Here is a 25,541-nt window from a genome sequence, read left to right as displayed (position 1 = left end):
AGTACGAGCGCAGGCCCAGCGGCACCGGTAAAACGGCCGGACACCCTGCGGTCCAGCCGTATGCTAGGCGGGTAAGTACTCACTCAGCTGGAACCGCGCCCCGGGTCGGGCGCACCCCCGGACCCCGGAAGAGCACATGATCGAACTCCCCGCCGCCGACCGCTTCGGCGAAGGCCGCGACGACAATCCGTACTGGAACGAGAGCGTCTGGTTCTCCTTCTCCATCCCGCAGCGCCGGGTGCACGGCATGATCCAGTACTACTTCCGGCCGAACATGGGCATGCTCAACGGTGGTCCGGTCATGTGGGATCCGTCCGGGACGTCGCAGTGGGATTGCCTGTACTACAACTGGAGTCACCTTCAGGCGATGCCGGCGGGTGCGGAGAAGTTCGCGATGACGGCTCGCAACTCGTTGACCGTCGAGGTGCTGGAACCGCTGAGTCGCTACCGGATCGGTTACGACAAGGACGATTTCCGGATGGAGCTGATCTGGGAAGCCGTCGGCCCGATCCATGAGCTGCACACCGGCGACCGGGGCCAGCAGGCGACCGCGAAGTTCCATCTGGAGCAGCCGGGCCGGATGACCGGTACCGTGCACCGCCACGGCGAGAGTTATCCGATCGACTGCTTCTCGATGCGCGACACCTCTTACGGCGCACGTGATTACGAGTCGCTGGCCTGCGGCGGCTACTTCTGGGGCATCGCGGACGGCTCCGCTTTCCACGCGCTGTGCATGGGCGAGGGGCGCACGGCGAAGTGCGTCGGCGGATTCCTGTGGCGCAACGGCGAACTCGGCAGCCTGGTCGACGGCGGCCGGGAGATCCTGGCGTACGGCCGATTCGGCCCGTCCCGCGTGGCGTTCGACGGCACCGACCATCTGGGCCGCACGGTGCACGCCACCGGCGTGATCGATCCCGGCCTGATCTTCACCGGCTACACCGATCACACCGTCGTGTGGTCACTGTCGGAATGGGACGTCGACGGCGTCACCCATTGGGGTGACAATCAGGAGTTCTCCCCCGCCGAGCGATTCCGCCGCCTGGCTCGCGGCGAAATCGCCAGGGAGGCATGATGTCCGGGCAGATCGTGATCGTCAACGGCACCTCCGGATCCGGAAAGTCCACCGCCTGCCGCCTGTTCCAGCAACGCGCCGACGACTACTGGCTCTGTTACGGGATCGACGACTTCCTCGCCAACACGCTGCCCGCGCGGTACGGCCACCACGGACCGCTGGCGTCCGAGGGCATCCAGGCCGTCCCCGTCGATCCGGCCGCCCCCGACGGACCCTTACGCTGGACCTTCGGACCGCACGGGGTACGAGCCTTCGAGGTCCTCCACGAATGGATCGCCTCGGCCGCCCGGGCCGGTGCCAACATCGTCGTCGACCACCTGCTGATGAGCGACACCCCGGTCCTCGCGGACTGCGTCCGCCGTCTCGACGGCCTCCCGGTCCTCCTGGTAACCCTGAAACCCCCGTTCGAGGTGCTCGAACGCCGAATCTCCGAGCGCCGGATGGACAAGAAGCTGCCCGTCGAGATCCTCGGAGAGGACGCCGCCCGTCGCATCGTCGACCGCCTCACCCGCCTGCGGCCCTGGTTCTACGATTCGGTGTACGCCAACGACATCGCCGATCTCACGATCGACACCGACGCTCACGGTCCGGACGAGGTCTGCGCGTTGATCTCCGCTCGTCTCGCCCAGGGGCCCGGCACCGCATTCGCCCGTCTCGGAACGACATTCGCCGTGTCGTGAGCCCGGCACCGCGCCCCGGAACGGTCAGTCACCCAGAGTCGCGAGGATCTGCCGGGCGGCGTTGCGATGCCCGGCGGCATTGGGGTGCAACGGAATCGGCGCACCAGGGCCCGGATAGACACCGGTGATCCAGGTGCCGGCGGGATCCGCGCAGGCGTCGTGGCCACGAGTGGACGGAAGCAGGTCGACGTAGGTCGCGCCGTGGGCGGCGGCCTGAGCGGCCATGACGTAGTCGAGTTGCTCGACTTTCGCTTCCAGGTAGTCGGCGTCGGCGGACCGCATCGGCTGCGTATCGGGGCAGCCCCCGGCTCGGACACCGGTCGGGTAGCCGACCAGCACGATCCGGGCGCGCGGGGAATGTGCGCGGACCTGCTCGACGACGGTCCCGTACACGGGTGCGAACCCCTCGATCCGCTGTCCGACAGGGTCTCCGGCGCCCGCTGCCGCCGCACTGCACGACGGCAGCGGAGCGAGACAACTGCCCGCGAGTTGTTCCAGGCCGATGTCATTACCGCCGATCCCGATGGTGACCAGCGTGGTGTCGGTGGTCAGGGCGTCGAACTGCGGTGGGACCGGCTCGCTGATATCCGGTTGCGGCCCGGTCAGATTCGCGGTGGTCGCGCCGCCGCAGCTGACGTCGCGGAACTCCGCGGCGCCCAGTGCCGCCGCGACGAGCCGCGGATAGTCGACCATCGACCGCCCACACACGCTCGGCAGGCCACCCGGTGTCGGTGCCTGCGGATCGAGACCCACCCCCGCGGAGAACGAATCCCCCAGTGCCACATAAACCAGCGTCGCGGCGATCGGCTGCGCGTGCGCGGTGCCCGTGGCGGCAGCGCAGGCGGTGAGGAGACAGGCGGCGGCGACCGCCGGACGCAGGGACAGGGTGTGGGGCATCGTTGCTCCTGGGATGAGGGTCGAAGCGGTCATGATCCGAGGGTGGAGTGCTGGTCCGGTGGCGAGGTGTAGGCCGCCGTGGACAGGTCGCCTCCGACGACTCGCCTCGATCGCGCCCGTGCCGCGGTCGTCGTGCCGACCTCGTCCCGCGGCTGCACCGCCCCCCGCGTCCCGACCGGCCGCGCGGCCACCAGCCCCACCACCGCGGCCGGCACGTGCCGCCGCATTCCGGCCGGTACCCGACGCATCCGTCCACCTCTTCCCCGGGGCGCGCCGGGACTGACATCCGGCGAAGTTCCTGCACCGGAACACATTCCGGTTCCTCACGAGTAGTGTTGATCAATCGGTTAACACACGTCAAGAGGACGGATCACAGTAGCGGGAGAGCAGGGGTTGGCCTTCGGAACAATTGGCGGGTTCGCTAGGCGATCGACTTACTCCAACCGGCGGCGCGCCCACGGGCGTTTCCGCCGCCGGGATATCGGCAGAGCTCACCCCGAACTCCTCCGCAGCGGCCACTCGCCCGCGACGCCGAGTGGAGCAGGCCGGCGATAAGCTCGGAACCGGTACCTCGGCACCCCGCAGCGAGAGGATCTCGATGAACGACACCTTCACGCCCGCGGCCACGCTGCGGGATGTCACCCTGCGTGACGGGCTCCAGCTGACCCGCGGCATGCTGCCGACCGAGACCAAGGCCGACCTGGCACGGCGGCTGTTGGCGCTCGGGGTGCCGGAGCTAGAGATAGGTTCGCTGGCGCGAGCGGATCTCGTTCCGCCGCTGGCCAATTCGCTGGAGTTGGTGGAACGGCTGACCCCCGGGGAACTGGAGCGCTGCTGGCTGTGGGTCGCCACGCCGCGCCATATCGAGAAGGCGATCGCCGCGGGCGCCCGCAACTTCCAGTACTGCCTGTCGGTGTCGGACGCGCACAACCAGGCCAATATCGGCCGCACCGCCGAGGACAGCATCGCCGCGATGCCCGCCGCGATCGAGCGCACCCGCGCCGCCGGTGGCCGCATCCAACTGACCCTGGCGACCTCGTTCACCTGCCCGTTCGACGGCCCGGTCGACCCGGACCGAGTACTGGCCCTCGCCGCCGACCCGCGCACCGACGGCGCCGACGACATCGTCCTCTGCGACACCCTCGGCCAGGCGGTGCCGGCCCAGGTCACCAGCCTGATCGAACGAGTGGCGGCCGAGACTCCGCGCCGCCGCATCGGCTACCACGGGCACGACACCTGGGGGCTCGGCGTCGCCAACACCCTGGCGGCGATCTCGGCCGGGGCCGGTTTCGTGGACGGGTCGCTCGGCGGCCTGGGTGGCTGCCCGTTCGCGCCCGGGGCCAGCGGCAACACGTCCACCGAGGACATCCTGTTCGCCACCCGGCCGGGCTGGTTCACCCCGGCGATCCTGGCCGAACTGGTCGGCACGACCGAGAAACTCCTCTCCGACCTGGGCGAACCGAACCGGTCCAAGACCGCCCAGGGCGCCCGCTCGAAGGCCACGGCCTTCGAATGGGTCGTCCGGTCCTGAGCACCCGGCCGAAAATACCGGCAGGGCAACCACATTCACCGTCCCGACCGGCGGACGTACCGGCGGCGCACCTGCCGGGAATACAATATTCGCCAGAGCGCTCGCGCATCGCCGGTCGCGCCGCATTCGATCACGGCCCGGCGACATCGCGGAGGCGCCCAGCTCCGGCCGGGTAATCCGGCCGTCACTGTGAGATCACCACGTCAACCAGTCGACTCAGGAGTACACGATGTCCACCATCCATCTGACGCACACCACCACCGCGACGCCCGAGCAGTTCCTCGCCGCCCTCACCGACTTCGGACCGGGCCGGGGGCAGTTGTTCGGCAACAGCGCCGATTCGTACCTCCGCGTGCACGACCGGGACGCCACCCACGCCGACGTCACCGAGGGCTCGAATCACATCTGGGAGCGCCTGCACTACGACTGGTCCGACCCGCGCCACATCGTCATGACGACCACGGACTCCAACCTGTGGGGCGGCGCGTCCGGGCATACCTACACCCTCACGCCGAGGCCCGACGGAACCACCGAGGTCGACGCCGTCGTGGTCCGCGACGGCAAGAACGCCACCGGACACGTACTCGGGGCGGTGCTGGGCACGGTGGGCAGAGGCGTCCTGGACCGGCAACTCGTCAAGACCATCCACGCCGTCGAGACCCGCGATTCCGGCGGCCCGTCGACCGGCTCGCCGCGTGGACGCTGAGCTCGCGCACCGCGCGATCGAACGCGCCGGCCGCCGTGTTCGGGCGCTTCGGCCGAACCGACTGCGTCGCAGCGACGACAGCACCGGTGGGATCCGCGTCAGCGGCGGTTCGCCTCGCGCTCGGCCCACCACTGCGGGGCGTCGACGAAGTGGTTGTCGTAGGTGTCCTGCGCGGCAAGGAGTTCGGCGTATTCGGCCTGCCCGGCGAGCACCCGGTCCAGGACCCGGAAGTAGCCGAAGCGCTCCAGGCCGGGTGTGAGCGCGATGAGGATGCGGGCCGGGCTGTCCGGGGCGGCGCCGAAGGCGTGCGGCATGAAACGCGGCACGACCAGCGCCCCGCCCGCGCCGACGGTGACGATCTCGTCGCCGGTCAGCACCTGCAACTCGCCCTCGGCCACGTAGAACAGCTCCTCGGAGCGGGTGTGATAGTGCGGTGTGGCGCCGTCGGCACCGGCCGCCATGGTCACCTCGAGGGTGCTCACGGCGCCGCCGGTCTCGTTGCCGTCGATCAGCAGGCGGGCGGTGACGCGGTCGTTGCCGCCGGTCTCGGCGTCCTCATGGCGACGGATCGCGGCGGGCATGGCGGGGGTCGGGATGCTCATGACACTCACTCCAGAAGATTTGGTGACTGATAGTTCGATATCTAACTATATTCCATCGAATAAACTTCTGTCCATGGTGGAGCGGGACTCGGATGCGATCGACGCGATCGTGGCGCAATGGCAGCGGGAACGGCCCGAACTGGATCTGGAGGCGATGGCGATCCTCGGCCGGCTCGGCCGGATGTATCAGCTGGGTGAGCGCGCGATCGAATCGGTGTTCACCGCGCACGGCCTGGGGCGCGGGGAGTTCGATGTGCTGGCGGCGCTGCGGCGGGCCGGGGAGCCGTTCGAGCTCAACCCGTCCGTACTGGCCGACACGCTCATGCTGTCGCGGGCCGGGATGACCAGCCGGCTGGACCGTTTGGAATCCGCGGGGCTGGTGCGGCGGATCGCCGACGCGGGCGACCGCCGCGCGGTGCGGGTCGCGCTCACCGCGGCCGGGCGCGAACGCATCGACATCGTGGTGGCGGCCCACACCCGGAACGAGACCGCGCTGCTGTCGGTGCTGTCCGCGCCGGACCGGCGCGAGCTCGACCGGCTGGCGCGAATCCTGTTGCGCAGCTTGGAGGAACGGCACTGACCGGCCCCGGCGGCGCGCCGCCGGGGCCGGTGGCTCAGTCCTCGATCAGTTCGTAGACCGTGACGATCGGCGGCGGATCAGCGCTGAGCAGTTCGGCGCCCGCGGCCCGGTCGGCGCCGTTGCGTTCCCGCAGCGCGACCAGCGGCGCGTTCAGGTCGTCGGCCTCGAGTTCGTAGACGGCCAGATAGGACGGCAGCCCCTGCGCTCCGCGGTGGACACGGTAGCGGCGGGCGCTGACGAAGCCCGGCACCGACAACAGTTCGGGCAGATGCTGTTCCGCGTACCACGTGTTGAACTCGGCGTCTTTCGCGGGATCGGCGGGGCTGGACTGCACCACCATGATGCCTTTCGGCACGGAACCACCTCCGGATACTCCCCCGGTGCCGGATGCGCCGGGGCTCAACGGCCGTACACGATCTCCTCACGTACGGCCAGGAACCAGGACTGGGCGAACATCGCGTCGCCGCTGCCGATGTCGTTGTCCCGGAACCATTCCACCCGGGCGCGCAGGCCGGCGGCGTCGTCGAACCAGACCTCGTTGACGGCATCGTAGGGCCGTTCCGCACCGAGCGGATGGTTCTGGACGTAGGCCCGGCCGCGGACGTGCTCGGGAATGATGGTGGCCGCCACGGGATTCGGGCCCGGCGCGGTGCCGGCGTGGCCGCGCCACCGGTCGGCGAAGTCGGCGGTGGTCAGCGACGGGTCCCGGACCGCGAGCGCCATGTGCTTGAGCTTCACGCCACCCTGATGCCAGCGCCCGGCGAGCCAGTCCGCCCCGCGCAGCACGCTCTCGTCCGCGCACACCACGGTGTCGCCGCCGACAGCCGTCAGCCCGGCCGCCACCGTACGGCCGCGGCCCTCCGTCAACCAGCTCTCGTACTGCGCCAAATGCCCGGTGTCGTCGAACCATTCGATGCCGACTCCGTCGTGGCGAGGCCGGAGGTCGCCGATGTTGGGCACGGTCGTGCACACGGCGATCCGCCGCGGCCGCACTGCGGGCGGGGCCTCCGCGCCCGCGCCGACCGCGCTGCACCACAACACCGGAAAGTCCTGCGCACGCAGTTTTCCGGGCCGGCGAGCGAAGCGGATACGTTTGATCACCCCACGATTCTCCCGCCACGATCCGGACGACGCACCCCGACCGGACCGTTCGTTCCCGCGAACACCCCGGATCTGGCCACTCGCGGCACCGCCGTACGGTTCCCGGCAGAGAACCGGTGCCGCGCCGGCGCATCTCCGACGCTGCCGCCGGCGAACCCCGGCACGCCGGGGCCGTCCGCCGTATCGGCGAACGAATCCTCCGGCAGCGCACTCGTGCCGTATCCGCCGGGCATGAGCGGGGATCCCGCATGGGTACGCTCCGCTGCCGCCTCCGGCCCGTGACCGCTCATGCGGCCGCTCGCACCGGCTCGGTCGCGTCGGCCCGGATCACACGGGCGCCCCGGTGTCAGCCGCCCGCAATCGAGCGACCCGTTCCCGCCATCGTTCGATCGACCGATCCTTGATCCCGGCGTAGCCCTTGACATCCAGGATCGAGGCCGCGAGTTCGACCCGGTGCGCGTAGTCCGCGCCGGGCTCACCGAGTACCGCGTCCTCGACCAGCTTCTCGTACTCCCCGATCAGCCGGCGCTCGGCGGCGCGATCCGGGTGCAGGCCCCAGACGTCGAACGGCGTGCCGCGCAACCGCTTCGTGCGGCGCAGGAACCGGAAACCCCACTCGTACGGCTTGCCCATCGGCAGCTTGGACTCCCGGCCGAACAGCCGCAGCATCGGCGGATGCAGTTGGTAGGACACCGAATACGCGCCCTCGATCCCCATGTCCCGGGCGATGCGGTCGTAGTCGGCGGCCAGGTGCAACCGGGCCACCTCGTACTCGTCCTTGTAGGCGAGCACCCGGAAGTACCCCTCGGCGACCGCGCGGGTGAGCTCCCACTCGTGCGCGGCGTCGTCGACGGTCGCCGTCCGTTCCACCAGATCGAGGTACCGCTCGGCGCGGCGGGCGTTCTGGTAGTCGACGGCCTGGCCCGCGCGGCGGATCACCAAGTCGCGCAACTGGTCCGGGACGGTCCGGCGGCCGACCAGTTCGGCCGCGGTGGTGGCCGCGGCCGCACCGGGATCGTTGATGTCCCGGACACCCTGCGCCGCGGCGTGTTCGGCGAGCACGGCAGCGACCGCCGCCGGATCGTGCACGGCCCACCGGCCCCACTCGAACGCGGCCCGGTTGGATTCCGCGGACCGGCCCTGCCGCCGGAGCGCGGCGTCCAGATCGGCCGCGGTCAGCGGCAGCGCACCGGCCTGGAAGGCGGCGCCGAGCAGGATCACGTTCGCCAGCAGGTTGTCGGCGAACACCCGCGCGGCCAGATCGTTGGTGTCCAGCAGGACCGACCGGTCGGCCCCGACGTGCGCGGCGATCGCCGCCTCCAGGCTCGCGAGATCCGGTGCGGCCACCCCGGCCTGCAACATCGTCGGAGTCGGGGTGATCGACCGGTCCACCACCGCGCGGGTGCGGCCCGGCGCGGTCTTGGCCAGATGGTTGGGCGAGGCCGCCTGCAGGATGTCGCCGGACAGATAGAGATCCGCGCCGCCGGCACCGACGACGTTGGCGCGCAACGTCTCCCGGTCCTTCGCCAGCCGCAGGTGCGAGACCACCGGACCGGCCTTCTGCGACAGGCCGGTCTGGTCCATGCCGCCGATCACCAGCCCGCCGGCCTCCGCGGCATGCGCGAGGATGCGCGCCGCGGTGATCACGCCGGTGCCGCCGATTCCGGTGAAGTAGACGCCGAACACCTTGTCCAGCTCCGCGATTCGCGGCTCCGGCAGTTCACCCGGCGGCAGCGCGGGCCGCGGCACCGCGCGCCGGCGGCCGCGTGCGGGCCACCAGGACCGCCGGGTGCGCGGGGTGATGGTCACGAACGACGGGCAGTCGCCCTCCAGACAGGTGTAGTCCCGGTTGCAGGACGCGTCGTGGATCTGCCGTTTGACGCCGAATTCGGTCTCCACCGGCAGCACCGACAGGCAGTTGCTCTTGGTCGAGCAGTCGCCGCAGCCCTCGCAGACCGCCTGGTTGATCACGACTCGCTGTGGCGGCGTGGGTAGTTCGCCACGTTTGCGCAGCCGGCGCGCCTCGGCGGCGCAGCGCTGGTCGTAGATGATCACCGTGACGCCGGGCACCTCGCGCAGCCGCTCTTGCGTCGTCGGCAGTGCGGAGCGGTCCAGCACCTCGACCCCCGGCGCCCAGCGCGCGCGGCGGCCGTAGCGGTGCGGTTCCTCCGCGCACACCACGATCTCGCGCACTCCCTCGGCCTGCAGGGCCCGGGTCATCGCGGGCACGTCCAGCAGGCCGGTGACGTCCTGGCCGCCGGTCATGGCGACGGCGGCGTTGTAGAGGATCTTGAACGTGAGGTTCGCGTTCGCGGCGACGGCCGCGCGGATGGCGAGCGTGCCGGAGTGCGACAGCGTGCCGTCGCCGAGGTTCTGGATCACGTGCGGCTCGGACACGAACGGCGCCAGGCCGATCCACGGCACCCCCTCCGCACCCATCGGCGTCGGTGGCAGCGCGCGCGTATCCGCGTGCCGCGCTTCGAAATACACCATGCCGTGACAGCCCACCCCACCGCCGACCAGTGCGCCGTCCGGCGCCACCGTCGAGCGGTTGTGCGGGCAGCCGCTGCAGAACGCCGGCGCGCGCGACGGAATCGCCAGCAGCGGCAGGTCGATTCGCACGCCGGGCGAGCTCGCGGGCTCCGGGCGCACGAGGTCGGGCAGCAGCACACTCAGCGCCTTGCGCACCGCGGAAGCGTCCAGCTCCCCCACCGCCGAGATCAGCGGCTGCCCGGAGCCGTCGCGCTTGCCCGCGACCGGAACCCGGCTGCCCGCCTCGTGCAGGATCGCCCGCAACTGATGTTCGACGAACGGCCGCTTCTCCTCGACCACCAGGATCCGGTCCACCGACCCGGCGAACTCCACGGCGGTCTCCTCGACCAGCGGGAAGGTCATCGCGAGTTTCAGCACCCGCACCCCGGCGTCGGCCGGATCGTCGTAGCCGAGATCCGAGAATGCTTGCAGCACATCGAAATACGTCTTACCGGCGCAGACCACGCCGAGTCGCGCGCCCGGCGCCGCCCCGGACACCCGGTCCAGGCCGTGCTGCCGCGCGTACGCCTGCGCGGCCCGCAACCGCCGATCGGTCACCAGCGCTTCCTGATCGGGTACCGCGTGCGGACCGATCCGCGCCAGCGGCTGATGCGTCCAGGGCTCGCCGTCCACGAAAAGTGGTGTCCCGAAGCCGCTTTCGTGCCGCCCGGGATCCAGTTCCACGGTGCCGACACCGTCGGCGACGGCCGTCACCATCTTCAGGCCCACCCACGCGCCGGACTGCCGGGACATCCGGAACGCGTGCACGCCGAGATCCAGCACGTCCTGCTGATCGCCGGGATACAGCACCGGCATGCAGGCGTCGGCGAAGGTGTATTGGCTGTCGCAGGCCAGCGTCGACGATTTGGAGCCCGGATCGTCGCCGCAGAACATCACGACACCGCCGTTGGCGCCGGCGCCCATCGCGTTGGCGTGCTTCATCGCGTCGCCGCTGCGGTCCAGCCCGGGGCCCTTGCCGTACCAGGCGCCCGCGACGCCGTCGACACCCTCGTAGGGCACCACCGCGCCCATCTGGCTGCCCCACACGGTGGCCACCGCGAGTTCCTCGTTCAGGCCGGGGCGATGCAGGATCCGATGCTCGGCCACCTCGGCGGCCCGCTGGTCCAGCGCGAGATCGACACCGCCCAAAGGAGATCCGGGATATCCGGAGACCATGGTGGCGGTGTTCAGCCCGTCCCGCTCGTCCAGGCGATGCCGCAGGACCAGCAGGCGCACCAGGGTTTCCGCCCCGGACAGGATCACCTCGGTGGAGGTCCGCTCCGCGATCGTCACGGATAGACCTCGGGGTTCACGTAGGCGAAGGCGCCGTCCTTGAGCACGGCGCGGCGCAGCTCCGGCCGCTGCAGCACGGTGACGTCGGCGCTCGGATCACCGTCCACGATCAGCAGATCCGCGAGATAGCCCTCGCGGATCTGCCCCACCCGCAGGCCTGTCACCGCCCCCATGTTGCGAGTCGCGGTGTGGATCGCTTCCACCGGCGTCATGTCCACCAACTCCACGTATCGTTGCAGTTCCGCGGCGTAGGTACCGTGCCGGGTCCACTGGTGTCCGAAGTCGCCGCCGGCCAGGATCGGCACCCCGGCGGCCTTCAGCTTGTGCAATCCGTCCACCTGGGAACGGAATTCGTCGGGATACCCGGAGGCCACGACCTTCTCGTCCGTGATGCCCCAGGGTCCGGCGTGCCCGTTGACCATGGCGTAGAGGTAGTGCAGCCCGGGGCAGACCCACACGTCACCGTGCCGGGCCTCCAGCGCCGCGAGCGCCTCGTCGTCGAGGAAGCAGGCGTGGTGGACGATCCGCACCCCGGTGCGCGCGGCCATCGCTACGCTGGCGCTGCCGCGGGCGTGGGTGGTCACGAACGCGCCGTACTTGTCCGCCTCGTCGACCGCGGCCGTGAGCATCTCGTCGTTCATGTAGATGTCCTCGGACGGGAACTGCGGCACCACACCGTCTCCGGAGATGAACAGTTTCAGCGATCGCACCCCGCGCTCACACTGTTTGCGGACCACCTCGCGCAGATCGGCCGCGGTGGCGACGACCTCCATCATCCCGCCGTCGGCGCCGAGCCCGCCGGCCTCCGCGATCATCGGGCCACAGGGAATCAGCTTGGGGCCGGGCAGGATTCCGCGATCGATCGCGTCCTTGACCAGCAGATCGTCGTCCGGCTGCGTGGCGCCCGCGCCGATGATCAGCGTATAGCCGCTCTCCAGATAGGTTTTCGCGACCGCCGCGACGTCCAGCAGGTGCTTGCCCTCCGGCGTCGCCGCCACCGCCCCGTGGTCGAAGACGAAGTCCAGCGGCCAGCTGATGTGGGTGTGGGCGTCGCCGAGGCCCGGCAGCACGGTGGCCCCGTGCAGATCCACCACCCGCACCGCGGCGGGGTCGACCTCGAATTCGGCGTCGAGCCGCACCTCCGCGATGCGGTCGCCTTCGATCAGTACCGACCCGGCCGTGGGCTTCTCGACCGGATCACCGTTACAGGTGAGGATGCGCGCGTTGGTCAGCAGCGTCCGCTCGCCCATCGTCCTACCTCCTGATTGAGCGAATACTTACTTATCTTAACCGCGTCGCGGAGCCCACCGCTGCCCAACCGGAGAATTCGTCCGGAATGATCGGCGCTCCGGACGGGCGCATCGGGCGGAGGTCCCGCAGGTCGTCTCGATGCCATTTCCGGCGCGAGGCTCCGGCGGCGCGCATTTCGCCCGCGATCCGGCGACCGCGGACCCAGGCGGCGGGGCGGACCGGTCCAGCGACACGAACGCCCGCCGCGGTGGGACCGCGACGGGCTACGGCGTGACATTCGGCCACCGGATCCCGAAGCGGCCCACCGAGAGTCCTCGTACCCGGATTCAGCCCAGCCGCGCGCCCGGGGTGAAGCTGATCGGCAGGTGCAGCGGGGTCCGGGTCAGTCCCGCGTGGTACCGGATGGAGTCCTCGTCGACCAGCGCGATATCGCCCAGTCTGGTGAGGATCTCCTCGAGCGCGATGCGAATGTTCAAGCGCGCCAAATTGGATCCGGCGCAGCGGTGCGGTCCCGCGCCGAAGGCGAAGTGCCGGTTGCGGGTTCGATCCAGATCGAAGCGGTCCGGGTCCGGGAACTCGGCGGCGTCGCGGTTGGCCGAGGCCCAGTGGATGAGCACCTTGTCGCCGCTGCTGATCGGGCAGCCGCCCACCACGGCGTCCTGCACCGCGGTGCGGCCCACCGACACGAACGAGGTGTCCAGCCGCAGGAGCTCCTCCACCGCTTTGGGGATCAGGCTGGGCCGTTCCCGCAGCAGGGCCGGGATCTCCGGCTCGCGGCAGAACCGCACCAGCATCTGGCCGAGCGCCCCCGCCGTGGTCTCCAGGCCGCCGAGGATCAGCAGCTGGACGACGCCGATGGCCTCGTCTTCGCCGATCGGCCGGCCCTCGATCTCGGCGGCGATCACCGCGTCGACCACGTCACCCTTCGGCGGCTGCTCGCGGCGGGCCGCGAGGAAGTCGCGCACCCAGGCGTACAGCCCCGCCCAGCTCTCCCGGGCGTTGGGGGCGGTCGGATTGGAGGAGGTGGAGGCCAGCTTCGCGACCGCTTCCATCTCGTCGGCCGGCGCGTTGATGGCCAGCTGGAAGAAGCCCAGGCTGGGGAACGGCCGCGCGAACGCGTCCATGAAGTCGCAGGTGCCCGCCTCGATGAACTCATCGATCAGCCGGGTCACCAACTCCCGGGTCGGCTGTTCCCACTCGGCCACCACCGCCGGGGTGAAATGCGGGTTGATCAGGCTCTTGTAGAGGCGCTGCACCGGCGGATCGGCCTCCACCGGCAGATTGCGCACCGAACCGCCGCCGGAGGTCACCGACAGGCCGTGCGCGGAGCTGAAGGCCTGCCAGTTCTGCGCGACCGCCAGCGCGTCGTCGTAGCGGGAGACCACCCAGAAGCCGTCGTAGGAATCGCTGTGCGCCACCGGGCACAGTTCACGCATCCGGGCCATCGTCGGGTGCAGATCGGCCGCCAGCTCCGGCGACAGGTGGTCGAAATGGTGTTCGCACCAATCGTCGGACAGTCGGGTGGCGTCGGTCGAGGTCATCTGCGAATCACTTTCTCGGGATGGTCTGCGGTCGGATCAGCTGCGGACCAGCCGGCCGCCGGCGGCGTCGGCCAGATCGGCACCGGACTCCCGCGTCGGGACCCCGTTGACCCACATGTGCTCGACGCCGGTGCTGCGCACGATCAGCCGGTCCGCGGCGCCGGGCTGGTCGTGCACCCGCTCGATCGGGGTGGTGCCGACGGTGTCGGGATCGAAGGCGACGAGGTCGGCGTAGTACCCCTCGGCGATCAGGCCGCGCTCGGCGATGCGGAAGGCCTTGGCGGGCTGGCCGGTCAGCCGCCACACCGCGTCCTCCAGGCCGATCGCCTTGCGCTCGCGGACCCAGTACCCGAGCAGATGCGTCGAGTAGCAGGCGTCGCAGAGCTGGCTGGCATGCGCGCCGGCGTCGGACAATCCGAGCAGGGTTCGCTTGTCCGCCAGCAGATCTCCGATCTCGTCCTCGGCGTCGTTCTCCAGCACCACCCGGAACCGGGTGGTGACCGTGTCGGAGAGGGCCAGATCCAGCATCAGGTCGAAGGGTGTCGTATTCCGCTGCGCCGCAAGGTGATCCAACGGGATGCCGACGGCGTCACCGTGCGCGCCGGTCTCGTCGACATCGACCTTCGGCCACCGATGCGCCCACTTCGCGAGCGTGGCCGCGCGCGCCCGGTCGCGCCATTCGGCGTTGCGGTACAATGCGAACCGCTCGGCGCGGGGCAGGCCCAGCACTTCCTTCCACTCGTCGATCTCCCCCAGCGTGGTGGGATCCTCGAGGGTGAACTGCATGACGATGGGCCGGCAGGCGATCTGCGGATACACCTCGCCGGGCAGCGCGCCGCCGCGGGCGACCGTGCGCAGCGCCGCGCCGGGCTTGTCGGTGCGGGTCACCAGCGCGGTCCAGGTGACCGGAATCCCGTGCCGCACAGACAGATCCGAGAATTCGTTGAGGAACATCCCCGGCCCGATCGACACCTGCAGCACACCCTTGCCGGACTCCCCCAGCACCGCCGCGAGCGTGTCGACCTCGTCGACCTCCGCGAACCGGCTCGGCACCGGCCGGCCGAACGCCCCCTGATGGGCCGGCTGCCGCGACGTGGACAGCCCGATCGCCCCGGCGGCCAGTGCTTCTCGCACCAGCGCGCGCATCCGCTCCAGCTCGTCCGGGGTGGCCGCGCGCTCCTCGCCGCCGAGCACGAACAGCCGCAGTGGGGTGTGCCCCAGGAAGGCGCCGACGTTCAGGCGCTTGCGCCGGGACTCCAACGCGGTCAGGTATTGCGGGAAAGTCTCGAAGCACCAGTCGATTCCGGCGTTCAGCGCCTCCATCGACATACCCTCGACGTTCTCCAGGGTGCGGACGATGATCTCCCGGTGCGGCGGCAGCGTGGGGGCCACGCCGAAGCCGCAGTTGCCCATGATCGCCGTCGTCACGCCGTGCCAGCTCGACGGCGTGAGGTCGCCGTCCCAGAGGATCTGGGCATCGTAATGCGTGTGCACGTCGATGAATCCGGGCGCCAGCACCAGGCCGTCCAGGTCGACCACCCGGGTGCCGGGGCCCGGGGTGAGCTCGCCGGGCCCGGCGACGGCGGTGATGCGGTCGCCGGTGACCGCGACATCGGCGGCCCGCGCGGGCTCACCGGTACCGTCGATGACGCGGGCGCCGCGCAGCAGCAGATCCATCGAATATCTCACTTTCCCTGGGGGACGGCCGATTCGCGGGCGGCGGAGTCCGATGCCGCCTCGCGGGCGGCATAGTCCGATGCCGCTTCGCGGGCGGCGTCCAGTGCCGCCTCGAAACCGCGGTGCAGGTGCTGCGGTGCGGGTTCGTTGCGGCCGAACAGGATCGAGTCGAGCAGGCCGGCGTGCAGACCGGGCTCGGTGCGGCCGGCGACCCAGAAATCCTCACCGTCGACGACGGTTTCGCAGATCCACGGCGCCATCTCCGCGTACTTCTCCCGCTCCGCGTCGGACAGGCCCGGCCGCAGATACGCGGTGTGCACCACCTCGCAGGACTTCTCGTCGATCGGCACGATCTGCCACAGCTCGACGTGCCGGCTGTCGAAGGTGATGTTGGTGTTCGGGAACAGCGCGTACTGCAGGCTGATGTGCTGCCCGACGTCGCCCCACTCCGCCTCCGGCAGTTCGCGCAACGCGTCGATCGACTTCAGCGCGGAGCAGTTGCGCAGGTGCGGGCCGAACGAATCGAAGGTCAGCACGCCGCCGTGCGCGTAGGTGGCGAGGGTGCGCCGGTGCAGGAAGCGGAAGTGGTAGTTCTCCCGGAACGTGTCCAGGGTGACCTTCCAGTTCCCGGCCACCGGATGCACATGCGGCTCACTGAAGATCTCCCAGTCTGCGAAATCGAGCATCGCCAGCTCGTCCACCAGTCCGGGGCCGAGGTAGTCGTCGATGTCGATCGGATCGCCGGGACGCAGCCGGCCGACGATCAGGCCGTAGCCCTCGGCGACCGGCAGTTCCACCAAACCCTTTTCCGCCGTGCACAATCCGGTGAAGAACTCGCTCGAGGTGACGGCGACCAGCTTGCCCTCGAGGTCGTAGGTCCAGGCGTGGAAGGGGCAGGTGAACCGCTTCGCCGCACCCGCGCCGTCGACCACCCGGACACCGCGGTGCCGGCAGACGTTGGCCAGCGCGCGCACCTTCCCATTCTCGTCCCGGGTCAGCAGGATCGGGGTACCGCACAGGTCCACGGTGCGATAGGTGCCCGGGCCGGGCAGCGCGCCGGACAGGCACAGCACCACCGGCTGCCGATGGAAGAGCACGTCGAGCTCCTCGCGGTGCCGGTCGGCCGAGTAGATGTCCGTCGGCAATTCGAGAATGCTGTCGGCGAGATCGGTGGTCCGATGCTCGAGGTGATCCAGCAATCTGTGCGCGAGTTGATATTCCAGCGCTTCTCTGTCCATGACTTTCCCTGCTCGGCCTCGTCCGGCGGCGGAATGGCGGAGACGCCGGTCTTGTGCGCGCCGCCACACCGCCGAAAGATCACGGTGACCGGAGTCACTGTCCCTACGGCAGTTTAGACAGTAATCACTTACTCAGCAAGCCCGCTTCGGCAACGCGCTCACCGGGCAAAACGGGTGACCGACACCACGCCAACCCGGCCATCGGTGCCCGCACATTACGATAGAGTGTGTACCCACTCACCTGCGTTCCGCGGTAGCGGAATCCCCCGCGATACGAGGAGGCCCTGTGGCCAGGCCCGGCACGATTCCGCCGTCCGGCAGCGACACCCCGCCGGTACGGCGGCGCATGACCGCCGAGGCGCGCAAGAGCTCCATCCTCGCCGCCGCGCGCCGCGCGTTCACCGAGACCGGTGACATGAACGGTACGACGGTCAAGATGATCGCCGAGCACAGCGGGATCAGCGAAGGCATCATCTACCGCCACTTCGAGAGCAAGGATCAGCTGTTCTTCGAGGCGGTGGTGGAGCCGCTGGAGTCCGCCATCGACGAATTGGTCGCCGCCACAGCACTTGTCGACAAGGACGGCCCGCTCAACGCCGCCCGCCAGCTGGAGACCATGAAAGGCCTCTACAAGCAACTCATCTCGACGCTCGAGGAGGTGCTGCCGCTGCTGGGCCTGGTCCTGTTCGGAGATCCGCAGGTGGCCAAGCGCTTCTACCGCGACACCTTCGCCACCGCGATGGACCGCCTGGCCGAGGCGTGGCGCGAGGTCGAGGACCGCTACGGCTTCCCGTTCGAATCGCCGGACATCTCGGCGCGCGCGGTGATGGGTATCGCGCTGATGCAGGCGCTGGAGAACAAGCACGGCAAGAAGGCCAACCGCGGCCGGTCGGTCGCGCTGCTGTCCGAGGGCACCATCAAGGGCTTCTTCCCGACGCTCGAGGCCATCGCGGAGCTGAAATGAGCAGCGCGCCCGATGGTTTCGCCGAGCCCGGCACGCCGGACGGTGTCGAAGTGCCCGGCACGCCGGACGGAGTCGCCGTCGTCACTGAACTGAACCGCCGCTTCTCCGCCGGCGACGGCGCGGGCGCGATGCAGCTGTTCGATCCCGGGATCCGGATCGAGCAGCCCGCCTCGCTCCCGCACGGCGGCTGGTACTCCGGCCACGAGGGCGTCGCCGCGATGGGGGCCGTCTTCGCCCGCCATTGGGACCGGACCATCACCGCCCCAAGGATTTTCGGCGACGGCGCCGCGGTCGTCCAGCTCACCACCCAGACCTGGACGGCCAAGGACTCGGGCCGCGCGGCCACCGTCGACGTGGTGGAACTGTTCCGCGTCACCGCCGGCCGAGTCACCGAAATCCGTGTGTTCCAACAGGATACGCATCTACTACTGAAAACCCTCGCCGACCGCGACTGATCGCCGCGCATCCGATCGCCCCGCCCGGGCCGATCACCGCCCCGGCCCGCCCCGCACCCTGCCCGGGCCGACCATCCAGTGGACCGGCCCAGCCGATCGCGCTGCCCCGGGCCGATCACCCGGCAGGCCGGCCCACCCCGTCGCGCTCGAGCGCACCGCGTAATCGCGAAAGAGTCTGCGCGACAGCCGGTAACGCCGAGTCGCTCGCCACCGCGCCCAACAGTTCGCGCAACCGTTCGGCGAAGGTCCGCTCCGCCGCCGCCAGCAGTTCCGCCCCGTCCGCGGTCAGTGCCAGCAGCGACGACCGCCGGTCGGCCGGATTGGCCTGCCGCACAACCCAGCCCTGCTTCTCCAGGCGGTCGACCCCCTTACTGATCGCCCCGACCCCGGCGGCGAACTCGTCCGCGAGATCCGCGACCCGTGCCCCCGGATGGTCGCGCAGGAAGCGCAGGGACTCGAATTGCGAGGTGACGATCCCGTGCCGCTCGCGCAGGCGATCGTTCAGCGCGTTGTACAACCGCGTCTCACACCGGACCAGATCGGCGAACAGCCCCGTCAGGTCGACGCCGCCACCGGATATATATTCCATGGCATATACTGTACCGGAAGATACTTCTCGGGAAGGTACAGCGATGAGCAGGGAACAACGGGCCCGGATCGACACACTGCTGCGGCAGCCCCGTCCGGCCGGGGACGGTTCGGTGGCGGAGATCCGAGCGAATTTCCGGGCGTTGATGGCGCGAATGCGCGTCCCCGAGGGGATCCGCACCCGCACCACCACACTCGGCGACCGGCCCGCGGTCCTGGTCGAACCGGCAGAAGCACCCCGGGCCGGGACGATCCTGTACTTCCACGGCGGCGCCTTCGTCTTCGGCTCCCCCGAGACGGCGATGTCACTGACCGCGAACCTGGTGACCCGCACCGGATTCCGCGCGTTCTCGGTGGACTACCGGCTGGCCCCCGAACATCCGTTCCCGGCGGCGATCGAGGACACCCTGAGCGCCTACCGTGCCCTGCTCGACGGCGGCGAGGACCCCGCGACGATCGCCTTCGCCGGCGATTCGGCGGGCGGCGGCCTGACCGTCACGACCTGCCTGGCCGCCCGGGACGCGGGACTGCCGCTGCCCGCCGCGATCGTGGCCTTCTCCCCCGGCCTCGACCTGACCCGTACCGGCGAGAGCATGGACACCAAGGCGGGTGCCGACCCGCTGTTCACCCGCGCGAGCCTCGACCACACCGCCGCGATGTATCTGGACGGCCGGGATCCTCGCCAACCCCTGCTCAGCCCAGCGGTTTTCGCCGATCTCACCGGTTTCCCGCCGATGCTGCTCCAGGCCGGCACCAACGAACTACTGCTCGACGACGCCACCCGCCTGGCCGCCCGCGCCCGGGCCGCCGGCGTGGATGTCATCCTGGACATCACCGCCGACGTACCCCACGTGTTCCAATCCTTCGCGGGCACCCTCGACGAGGCCGACGCGGCGCTGGCCCGCGCCGCGTTCTTCCTCGGCGGGCACCTGAACAGGGACTGAACCCGCTACGGGACCTCGATCACCACGGCGCTGCCCATGCCACCGCCGGCGCACATCGCGGCGACGCCGATACCTCCACCGCGGCGGCGCAATTCGTGCGCCAGGGTGAGGATCATCCGGGTGCCGGTGGTGGCGATCGGATGGCCCAGGCTGCATCCGCTGCCCAGGACGTTCACGGTGTCCTCGTCCAGGCCGAGTTCGCGCGTGGCGGCCACGGCCACGGAGGCGAACGCCTCGTTGATCTCCCACAGCTTCACGTCGCCGACCGCGAGCCCGGCGCGGCCGAGCGCCTTGCGGATCGCCGGCGAGGGGGCGAGCCCGGTCTCCACCGGCGGCACCCCGACCGAGGCCCAGGACCGCACCACGGCCAGCGGCCGCAGGCCGCGCTCGCGGGCCAGGTCGCCGTCGGTGATCACGACCGCGGCCGCGGCGTCGTTCACGCCGGAGGCGTTGCCCGCGGTGATGCTGAAGCCCTCGATCTCCGGATGCAGCGGCTTCAGCGAGGCCAGCTTCTCCAGAGTCGTTGTGCGGCGCGGATGTTCGTCGACGGCGAAGGTGACCGTGCTGCCGTCGCGGCGGGTCACCTGGATCGGCACGATCTCGTCGGCGAACGATCCGGCGTCGATGCCGGCGATCGCGCGTTCGTGCGACCGCAGCGCCCACTCGTCCATGTCGGCGCGGGTCAGCTTCGCGCGGACCGCGGTGTTCCAGCCGACCGTGATGCCCATGTCGTCGATCGGGGCGTCGGGGGTGCCGCGGTGGCTCGGCGCGAGCCAGCGCTCGTCCCATTCGTCGGTGCCCGGGATCCGGCGGCTGGCCTTCGGCGAGGTCGAACTCGACTGCGCGCCACCGGCGATCACCACCCGGTCCATCCCGGCCAGCACCGAGGCCGACGCGGTCTGCACCGAGGACAGGCCCGAGGCGCAGTGCCGGTTGTGCGCGATACCGGGCGCGTTCACCAGGCCCGCCTCGATCGCGACGTACCGGGCGATCGCGCCGCCGCCATACAGCGACTCGCCGATCACCACGTCGTCGACCAGTTCCGGTTCCAGACCCGACCGCCGGACCGCCTCCGCGACGGCCGCCGTGCCGAGTTCGAAGGCATCCGTGTCGACCAGCGTGCCCTTGAACGCCGTCCCGATCGCGGTCCGAGCGCCCGCGACGATCACCGCTTCCCGGCTCATCGGACTCACCTCATTTCTGTGTGTGCGAACGTGTTCGCGCTGCTGACGTTTCAGCCTCTTGTAATAGAGACGGTAAGTACTACGGTAGGCCCGTGGCAACCGTCGCCGTTCAGGCGGCGGTCACGATCCGCCCCGGCAACTCGCCGGTGAGTTCGTCGTGGTCGACCAGCACCACGCCGTTGACCAGGGTGTAGTCGTAACCCTGGGCCCGTTGCACGAATCGGTTGGCGCCCAGCGGGAAATCGGACGCCATCTCCGGCGTGAACAGGTCCAGCCGCTCCAGATCGAGCACGTTGACGTCGGCGAAGGCGCCGGGCCGCAGCACCCCGCGGTCCGGGATGCCGAACAGGTCGGCGCCCTCGTACGTGAGTTTCCGGATCGCCGTGCCGATGTCGAGCAGGGCGCGCTCGCGCACCCAGTGCTTGAGGAAGAAGGTCGAATTGCCGGCGTCCATGGTCAGCGCCACGTGCGCCCCCGCGTCGGCCACCCCGACGACCACGTCCGGGTTGGTGATCATCGCGGCCACCGCGGCCAGGTCCTGGTTCAGCACCGGGTAGTACAGCAGCCCGCGGCCCGCGGTCTCGACGAAGTAGTCGAGCAGCGCCGCGGCGGGACCCGCCCCGCGCCGATCCGCTTCCGCGGCAAGGCTGTTGCCGGCGCTGACGTCGTATTCGGCGGAGCCGGGCGGCATCAGGTACATCTTCGACGGATCCTTCGGCGCCAGTGGCCCCGACAGTTCGACCGGGCGTCCGGCGGCGTCGGCCAGCCGCTTGCGGACCGTCTCGTCGGCCAGCGCGGCCAGGCGCGCCTCGAACGGCTTCGCCATCAGCTCGGCCCATTCCGGCAGCGAGTCGTACGGCGTGCGGCCGACCAGCCCGTAGAGGATGGCGCTGCCGCGCACCGCGGTCATCGGCCGCAGATCGGCGTCGCGGCCGCGCGCGGCGGACACCTCGTCCATGACCCAGGCCCACAATCCGGGCCGCCGATCGCTCTGCATGATCGAGAAGGCAAGGGGGCGGCCGGATTCCCGGCTCACCCGTTCCATCCACGCCATCTCGGCGCGGGAGTTGGCGCGCTCGGCGCCGTCGCGTTCGCCGATGCGGGGCACCACCTGGAAGGTGCCGCGGCCGCGCTGCGCGAGCACCGCGCCGATGGCGGACAGTTCGTCCTCGGCGGCGAAGGTGCCCGGAACCGGGCGGCCGTCGGGCACGGTGTGCATGTAGGTCCGCGAGGTCGAGAAGCCCAGGGCCCCACCGTCGATCGCCTCCCCGACGAGCGCCGCCATCGCGGCGATGTCGTCCGGGCCGGCCGGTTGTTCGTCGAGCCCGCGCTCCCCCATCACGTGGTACCGCACCGCGCTGTGCCCCACCAGACCGCCGACATTGAGCCCGAATCGCCTGCTGCCCAGCTGTTTCAGATACTCGCCGTAGGTCTGCCAGCCCCAGTCCAGCCCGGCCATGATGGTGTCGGCCGGAATGTCCTCCACCGACTCCATCATCCGGGCCAGGTACTCCTCCTGCCCGCCGCGCACCGGCGCGAAGGTGACCCCGCAGTTGCCCATCACCACGGTGGTGATGCCGTGGTAGCAGGACGGCGTGGCCAGCGGATCCCAGAACAGCTGGGCATCCAGATGGGTGTGCACGTCGATGAAACCGGGTGTGACGTAACGTCCTTCGGCATCGATCTCGCGCCGGCCGGGCTCGGGCACCGATCCCACCGCGGTGATCCGGTCACCGTCGACGGCGATGTCGGCGCGGCGCGGGGCCACGCCGGTCCCGTCGACCACCTCACCGCCACGGATCACGACGTCGTGCATGGTTCACGTCCTTCCGGGGCATCCGGCCACTACTGAGCAGGTACTCACTCAAGATAGCCGGGCCGGGTCCCGGATATCTAGAGAAAGTGGGTACTCACTTTGCTACCATGAGGCCCGGTCCGGCGAAGGGCGCCGGTCGACGTTGTCGCGGGGAGCAGTTGTGGGATCGATGGACGGCCGCGTGGCCATAGTCACCGGCGCCAGCCGCGGCATCGGCGCGCGGATCGCCGAGCGGTTCGCCGCCGCCGGAGCCGCGGTCGCGGTGGTCGCCCGCACGGCCGGCCCCGGCGAATCACGCCTGCCCGGTTCGATCGAAGAGGTGGTCGAGAACATCCGCACCGGCGGCGGTCGCGCGGCGGCGATCCCGGCCGATCTCACCGATCCCGATCAGCTCGACACCATCGTGGCCCGCGCCGAGGAGGCGCTCGGCCCGGTCGACACCCTGGTGAACAACGCCGGCGTCAATTTCTACGGTCCGGCGCTGGATGTCGCGCCGCGCCGCAACGCGGTGATGCAGCAGATCATGGTGACCGCGCCGTTCCGGCTGTGCCAGCTGGCCGCCCCCGGCATGGTCGACCGCGGCCGCGGCTGGATCCTCAACATCACCTCCAAACAGGCCCGCCACCCGCTCGGCCCGCCGTACCCGGAGTGGGCCAAGGACGGCTGCGTGCCCTACGGCATGTACAAGTCGGCCCTGGACCGCCTCACCACCGGCCTCGCCGCCGAGTTGCACGGCAGCGGCGTGAGCGTGAACTCGCTCGGCACCTCCGGTCTGGTGATGACCCCCGGCGTGGCCGTGGTCTCGCCGCACACCCCCGACAACGCCCCGGTCGAGCCGGACGACGCCATGCCCGAGGCCGCGCACGTGCTGTGTACGTCCGATCCGGCGGCGGTCACCGGTCGTATCGTCTTCAGCATGGAAGTGCTCGGCCGCCCCTTCACCGAGGGCCCGTGGGCCGTGTCCGCCACCTTCTGATCCGAATCCCGCACCACGCCTAGGAGATCCGTTCATGCACGTCGCCGTCGATCCGGACCGCTGCCAGGGCCACGCCCGCTGCTGGGAGATCTGCCCGGAGGTCTTCGACCTCGATGCCGAGGGCCACGGCACCGCCCTCGTCTCCGACGTCCCCGCCGAACTCGCCGACAAGGCGCGCGAGGCGGCCGACAACTGCCCCGAACGGGCCATCGTGCTCACCTGACGGAGTCCCGTCCGCCAATTTTCTGGAACAGGTGTCAATTTTCTGCGCCTGATGTACAGATCTGCCCAGCCGGATCCGCTACCTTACAAAGAGAACCAGTTGCAGTCTCGGCACTGGGTGAGGAGCAGATCATGGCCATCGTTCAATCCGCCCCGGCGGCCGCCGGTGACCGGCGCCGGCTCGTCCTGGACAGTCCGGTGGATCGCCACCGCATCGACGAGGTCGAGGTGAGCACCGCCGACGACGTGGCGGCGGCGGTGGCGCGGGCCCGCGCGGCGCAACCCGCGTGGGCCGCGCGGCCGGTGGCCGAGCGCGCCGCCATCCTGCGCTCGGCGATCGATGTGCTGGTGGCCCGGCGCGACGAGATCATCGCGACCGTCCGCGCGGAGACCGGCAAGCCGCAGACCGAGGCGCTGGCCGTGGAGATCGTGCCGTCGTGCGATTTCCTCGCCTTCTGGACCCATCGCGCGCCGCGCGACCTGAAGCCGCACCGGCAGCCGCTGCACGGCTACCTGAAGCCGACGAAGAAGCTGTTCGTCCACTATCAGGCGCTGGGTGTGGTCGGCGTGATCACGCCGTGGAACGGCCCGTTCGTGTTGTCGCTCAACCCCGTTGTGCAGGCGCTGCTGGCCGGCAACACCGCGGTGCTGAAGCCCTCGGAGGTCACCCCGCGCTCGGGCGAGTGGGCGGTGAAGATCCTGCACGAGGCGGGGGTTCCCGCCGATGTCGTGCAGGTCGTGCACGGTGACGGCGAGACCGGCGCGGCGCTGGTCGCGGCCGAGATCGACAAGGTGTGCTTCACCGGCAGCGTGGGCACCGGGCGCAAGATCGCCGCGGCCTGCGCCGAGCGGCTGCTCCCCTGCACGCTGGAACTCGGCGGCAAGGACGCGATGATCGTCTGCGCCGACGCCGATCTGGATCGGGCCGCGGCGGGCGCGGTGTACCTGTCGATGTTCAACACCGGCCAGGTGTGCATGAGCGTCGAGCGGATCTACGTGGTGGACAGCGTCGCCGACGAGTTCATCCGGCTGGTGTCGAAGCGGGCCGCCGAGGTCACCTACGGTCCCGGCGACACCGATATGGGCCCGCTGTTCTGGGATCGGCAGATGGACATCGTGGCCAAGCACGTCGACGACGCCAAGGCCAAGGGTGCCGACATCGTCGTCGGTGGCGCGCCGGCCGCCGGTAACGGCCTGTACTTCCAGCCCACCGTGGTGGTCGACGCGAACCACGACATGGAGATCATGACCGAGGAGACCTTCGGGCCGATCGCGGCGATCATGCGGGTACGGGACGAGGAGGAGGCCATCCGGATGGCCAACGACTCGCAGTACGGCCTCAGCGGTTCGGTGTTCACCAAGGACGCGGACAAGGCCCGGCGCATCGCCGCTCAACTGCACACCGGTTCGGTCGTGCACAACGACGCGTCCGTCATCTACGGCGTCCCGGAGGCGCCGTTCGGCGGCCGCAAGAACAGCGGCCTCGGCCATGTCAACGGCCTGGACGCGCTGCGCGGCTTCACCCATCCGCTGCCGATCCTGATCGACCGCTGGCAGCCGAAGCAGGAGAGCATCTGGTACCCGTACTCGGACAAGACGATTCGCAGCCTGGAGATGGTGATTAAGCACGGCTTCGGCAACAAGCTGCTCCGCCGCCTGCTGTCCTGAGCGATCGGAACACCCGGCGGCGC

At 70.2% G+C, this 25,541-nt stretch carries 24 protein-coding genes; 11 read left to right on the top strand and 13 right to left on the bottom strand.

Annotated features, from left to right (window positions below):
* Positions 1-136 precede the first annotated feature (136 nt).
* Positions 137-1,072 carry a DUF7065 domain-containing protein gene (locus tag NRB56_RS08730; protein ID WP_153340151.1) on the top strand — a complete coding sequence of 312 codons (936 nt, stop codon included), beginning with the start codon at positions 137-139 and terminating at the stop codon, positions 1,070-1,072.
* Positions 1,072-1,752: a phosphotransferase-like protein gene (locus NRB56_RS08725; protein WP_153340149.1), complete on the top strand. Its 681-nt coding sequence runs from the start codon at positions 1,072-1,074 to the stop codon at positions 1,750-1,752. Before NRB56_RS08730 ends, NRB56_RS08725 begins: the two co-directional genes overlap by 1 nt.
* Before the next feature lie 24 nt (positions 1,753-1,776).
* Here the strand turns inward: NRB56_RS08725 and NRB56_RS08720 are convergent, their stop codons facing one another.
* Both NRB56_RS08720 and NRB56_RS08715 read right to left on the bottom strand, forming a co-directional pair.
* On the bottom strand, positions 1,777-2,649 hold the full coding sequence (locus NRB56_RS08720) for an SGNH/GDSL hydrolase family protein (protein ID WP_153340148.1): 873 nt from the start codon (positions 2,647-2,649) through the stop codon (positions 1,777-1,779).
* A gap of 29 nt (positions 2,650-2,678) precedes the next feature.
* Entirely contained in the window at positions 2,679-2,897 is a 219-nt protein-coding gene (locus NRB56_RS08715; protein ID WP_153340146.1) for a hypothetical protein, read from the bottom strand.
* Positions 2,898-3,247: 350 nt separating this feature from the next.
* Here NRB56_RS08715 and NRB56_RS08710 point away from each other — a divergent pair, with 350 nt between their 5' ends.
* Positions 3,248-4,180 carry a beta/alpha barrel domain-containing protein gene (locus tag NRB56_RS08710; RefSeq protein ID WP_153340144.1) on the top strand — a complete coding sequence of 311 codons (933 nt, stop codon included), beginning with the start codon at positions 3,248-3,250 and terminating at the stop codon, positions 4,178-4,180.
* 229 nt (positions 4,181-4,409) lie between these two features.
* On the top strand, positions 4,410-4,886 hold the full coding sequence (locus NRB56_RS08705; RefSeq protein WP_153340142.1) for a hypothetical protein: 477 nt from the start codon (positions 4,410-4,412) through the stop codon (positions 4,884-4,886).
* Between the two features lie 98 nt (positions 4,887-4,984).
* Here NRB56_RS08705 and NRB56_RS08700 read toward each other — a convergent pair whose 3' ends face one another.
* Complete coding sequence (locus NRB56_RS08700; RefSeq protein ID WP_153340140.1) at positions 4,985-5,488, bottom strand: cupin domain-containing protein; 504 nt, start codon at positions 5,486-5,488, stop codon at positions 4,985-4,987.
* Between the two features lie 73 nt (positions 5,489-5,561).
* Between NRB56_RS08700 and NRB56_RS08695 the strand changes: the two genes are divergently transcribed.
* The gene (locus tag NRB56_RS08695; RefSeq protein ID WP_194290773.1) at positions 5,562-6,068 is read left to right on the top strand and encodes a MarR family winged helix-turn-helix transcriptional regulator; all 507 of its coding nucleotides are present in this window, start codon (positions 5,562-5,564) and stop codon (positions 6,066-6,068) included.
* Positions 6,069-6,102: 34 nt separating this feature from the next.
* Here NRB56_RS08695 and NRB56_RS08690 read toward each other — a convergent pair whose 3' ends face one another.
* The 7 genes from NRB56_RS08690 to NRB56_RS08660 form a co-directional block, all read right to left on the bottom strand.
* Entirely contained in the window at positions 6,103-6,423 is a 321-nt protein-coding gene (locus NRB56_RS08690; protein WP_319942729.1) for a DUF4286 family protein, read from the bottom strand.
* Positions 6,424-6,467: 44 nt separating this feature from the next.
* Positions 6,468-7,169 carry an EthD domain-containing protein gene (locus NRB56_RS08685; RefSeq protein WP_227837371.1) on the bottom strand — a complete coding sequence of 234 codons (702 nt, stop codon included), beginning with the start codon at positions 7,167-7,169 and terminating at the stop codon, positions 6,468-6,470.
* A 327-nt stretch (positions 7,170-7,496) separates the two neighbouring features.
* Positions 7,497-10,994 carry an indolepyruvate ferredoxin oxidoreductase family protein gene (locus NRB56_RS08680; RefSeq protein ID WP_319942728.1) on the bottom strand — a complete coding sequence of 1,166 codons (3,498 nt, stop codon included), beginning with the start codon at positions 10,992-10,994 and terminating at the stop codon, positions 7,497-7,499.
* Positions 10,991-12,244, bottom strand: a complete 1,254-nt coding sequence (locus NRB56_RS08675; protein ID WP_153340138.1) for a metal-dependent hydrolase family protein — start codon at positions 12,242-12,244, stop codon at positions 10,991-10,993. Before NRB56_RS08675 ends, NRB56_RS08680 begins: the two co-directional genes overlap by 4 nt.
* A gap of 327 nt (positions 12,245-12,571) precedes the next feature.
* Complete coding sequence (locus NRB56_RS08670; protein ID WP_153340136.1) at positions 12,572-13,786, bottom strand: cytochrome P450; 1,215 nt, start codon at positions 13,784-13,786, stop codon at positions 12,572-12,574.
* Between the two features lie 36 nt (positions 13,787-13,822).
* Positions 13,823-15,463, bottom strand: a complete 1,641-nt coding sequence (locus NRB56_RS08665; protein WP_153340135.1) for an N-acyl-D-amino-acid deacylase family protein — start codon at positions 15,461-15,463, stop codon at positions 13,823-13,825.
* A gap of 8 nt (positions 15,464-15,471) precedes the next feature.
* Complete coding sequence (locus NRB56_RS08660) at positions 15,472-16,701, bottom strand: aromatic ring-hydroxylating oxygenase subunit alpha (protein WP_153340133.1); 1,230 nt, start codon at positions 16,699-16,701, stop codon at positions 15,472-15,474.
* A gap of 286 nt (positions 16,702-16,987) precedes the next feature.
* On the opposite strand from NRB56_RS08660, the gene NRB56_RS08655 reads away from it, so the two are divergent.
* Together NRB56_RS08655 and NRB56_RS08650 are read left to right on the top strand one after the other, a co-directional pair.
* A complete protein-coding gene (locus tag NRB56_RS08655) occupies positions 16,988-17,665 on the top strand; it encodes a TetR/AcrR family transcriptional regulator (protein ID WP_319942727.1) in 678 nt (225 codons plus the stop codon).
* The gene (locus NRB56_RS08650; RefSeq protein WP_227837369.1) at positions 17,662-18,120 is read left to right on the top strand and encodes a nuclear transport factor 2 family protein; all 459 of its coding nucleotides are present in this window, start codon (positions 17,662-17,664) and stop codon (positions 18,118-18,120) included. The genes NRB56_RS08655 and NRB56_RS08650 overlap by 4 nt, the downstream gene beginning before the upstream one ends.
* 115 nt (positions 18,121-18,235) lie before the next feature.
* Here NRB56_RS08650 and NRB56_RS08645 read toward each other — a convergent pair whose 3' ends face one another.
* On the bottom strand, positions 18,236-18,709 hold the full coding sequence (locus NRB56_RS08645; RefSeq protein WP_153340131.1) for a MarR family winged helix-turn-helix transcriptional regulator: 474 nt from the start codon (positions 18,707-18,709) through the stop codon (positions 18,236-18,238).
* A gap of 43 nt (positions 18,710-18,752) precedes the next feature.
* On the opposite strand from NRB56_RS08645, the gene NRB56_RS08640 reads away from it, so the two are divergent.
* Positions 18,753-19,652 carry an alpha/beta hydrolase gene (locus NRB56_RS08640; protein ID WP_153340129.1) on the top strand — a complete coding sequence of 300 codons (900 nt, stop codon included), beginning with the start codon at positions 18,753-18,755 and terminating at the stop codon, positions 19,650-19,652.
* Between the two features lie 5 nt (positions 19,653-19,657).
* Here NRB56_RS08640 and NRB56_RS08635 read toward each other — a convergent pair whose 3' ends face one another.
* Positions 19,658-20,836 carry a thiolase family protein gene (locus tag NRB56_RS08635; RefSeq protein ID WP_153340127.1) on the bottom strand — a complete coding sequence of 393 codons (1,179 nt, stop codon included), beginning with the start codon at positions 20,834-20,836 and terminating at the stop codon, positions 19,658-19,660.
* A 109-nt stretch (positions 20,837-20,945) separates the two neighbouring features.
* The gene (locus NRB56_RS08630; RefSeq protein WP_153340125.1) at positions 20,946-22,652 is read right to left on the bottom strand and encodes an N-acyl-D-amino-acid deacylase family protein; all 1,707 of its coding nucleotides are present in this window, start codon (positions 22,650-22,652) and stop codon (positions 20,946-20,948) included.
* A gap of 181 nt (positions 22,653-22,833) precedes the next feature.
* On the opposite strand from NRB56_RS08630, the gene NRB56_RS08625 reads away from it, so the two are divergent.
* The 3 genes from NRB56_RS08625 to NRB56_RS08615 all read left to right on the top strand — a co-directional run bounded on the left by NRB56_RS08625 (position 22,834) and on the right by NRB56_RS08615 (position 25,518).
* Positions 22,834-23,628 carry an SDR family NAD(P)-dependent oxidoreductase gene (locus NRB56_RS08625; protein WP_319942726.1) on the top strand — a complete coding sequence of 265 codons (795 nt, stop codon included), beginning with the start codon at positions 22,834-22,836 and terminating at the stop codon, positions 23,626-23,628.
* Between the two features lie 34 nt (positions 23,629-23,662).
* Entirely contained in the window at positions 23,663-23,851 is a 189-nt protein-coding gene (locus NRB56_RS08620) for a ferredoxin (protein ID WP_153340123.1), read from the top strand.
* Between the two features lie 131 nt (positions 23,852-23,982).
* Positions 23,983-25,518, top strand: coding sequence for an aldehyde dehydrogenase family protein (locus NRB56_RS08615; RefSeq protein ID WP_153340121.1), 1,536 nt, complete (start codon positions 23,983-23,985; stop codon positions 25,516-25,518).
* Positions 25,519-25,541: the final 23 nt, after the last annotated feature.

Origin of the sequence: Nocardia aurantia (assembly GCF_009604425.1) — a bacterium.
In the GTDB taxonomy this organism is placed as follows: domain Bacteria; phylum Actinomycetota; class Actinomycetes; order Mycobacteriales; family Mycobacteriaceae; genus Nocardia; species Nocardia aurantia.
Note: the sequence above shows the minus strand (reverse complement) of the source record. Positions and strands in the feature narration are given on the sequence as shown.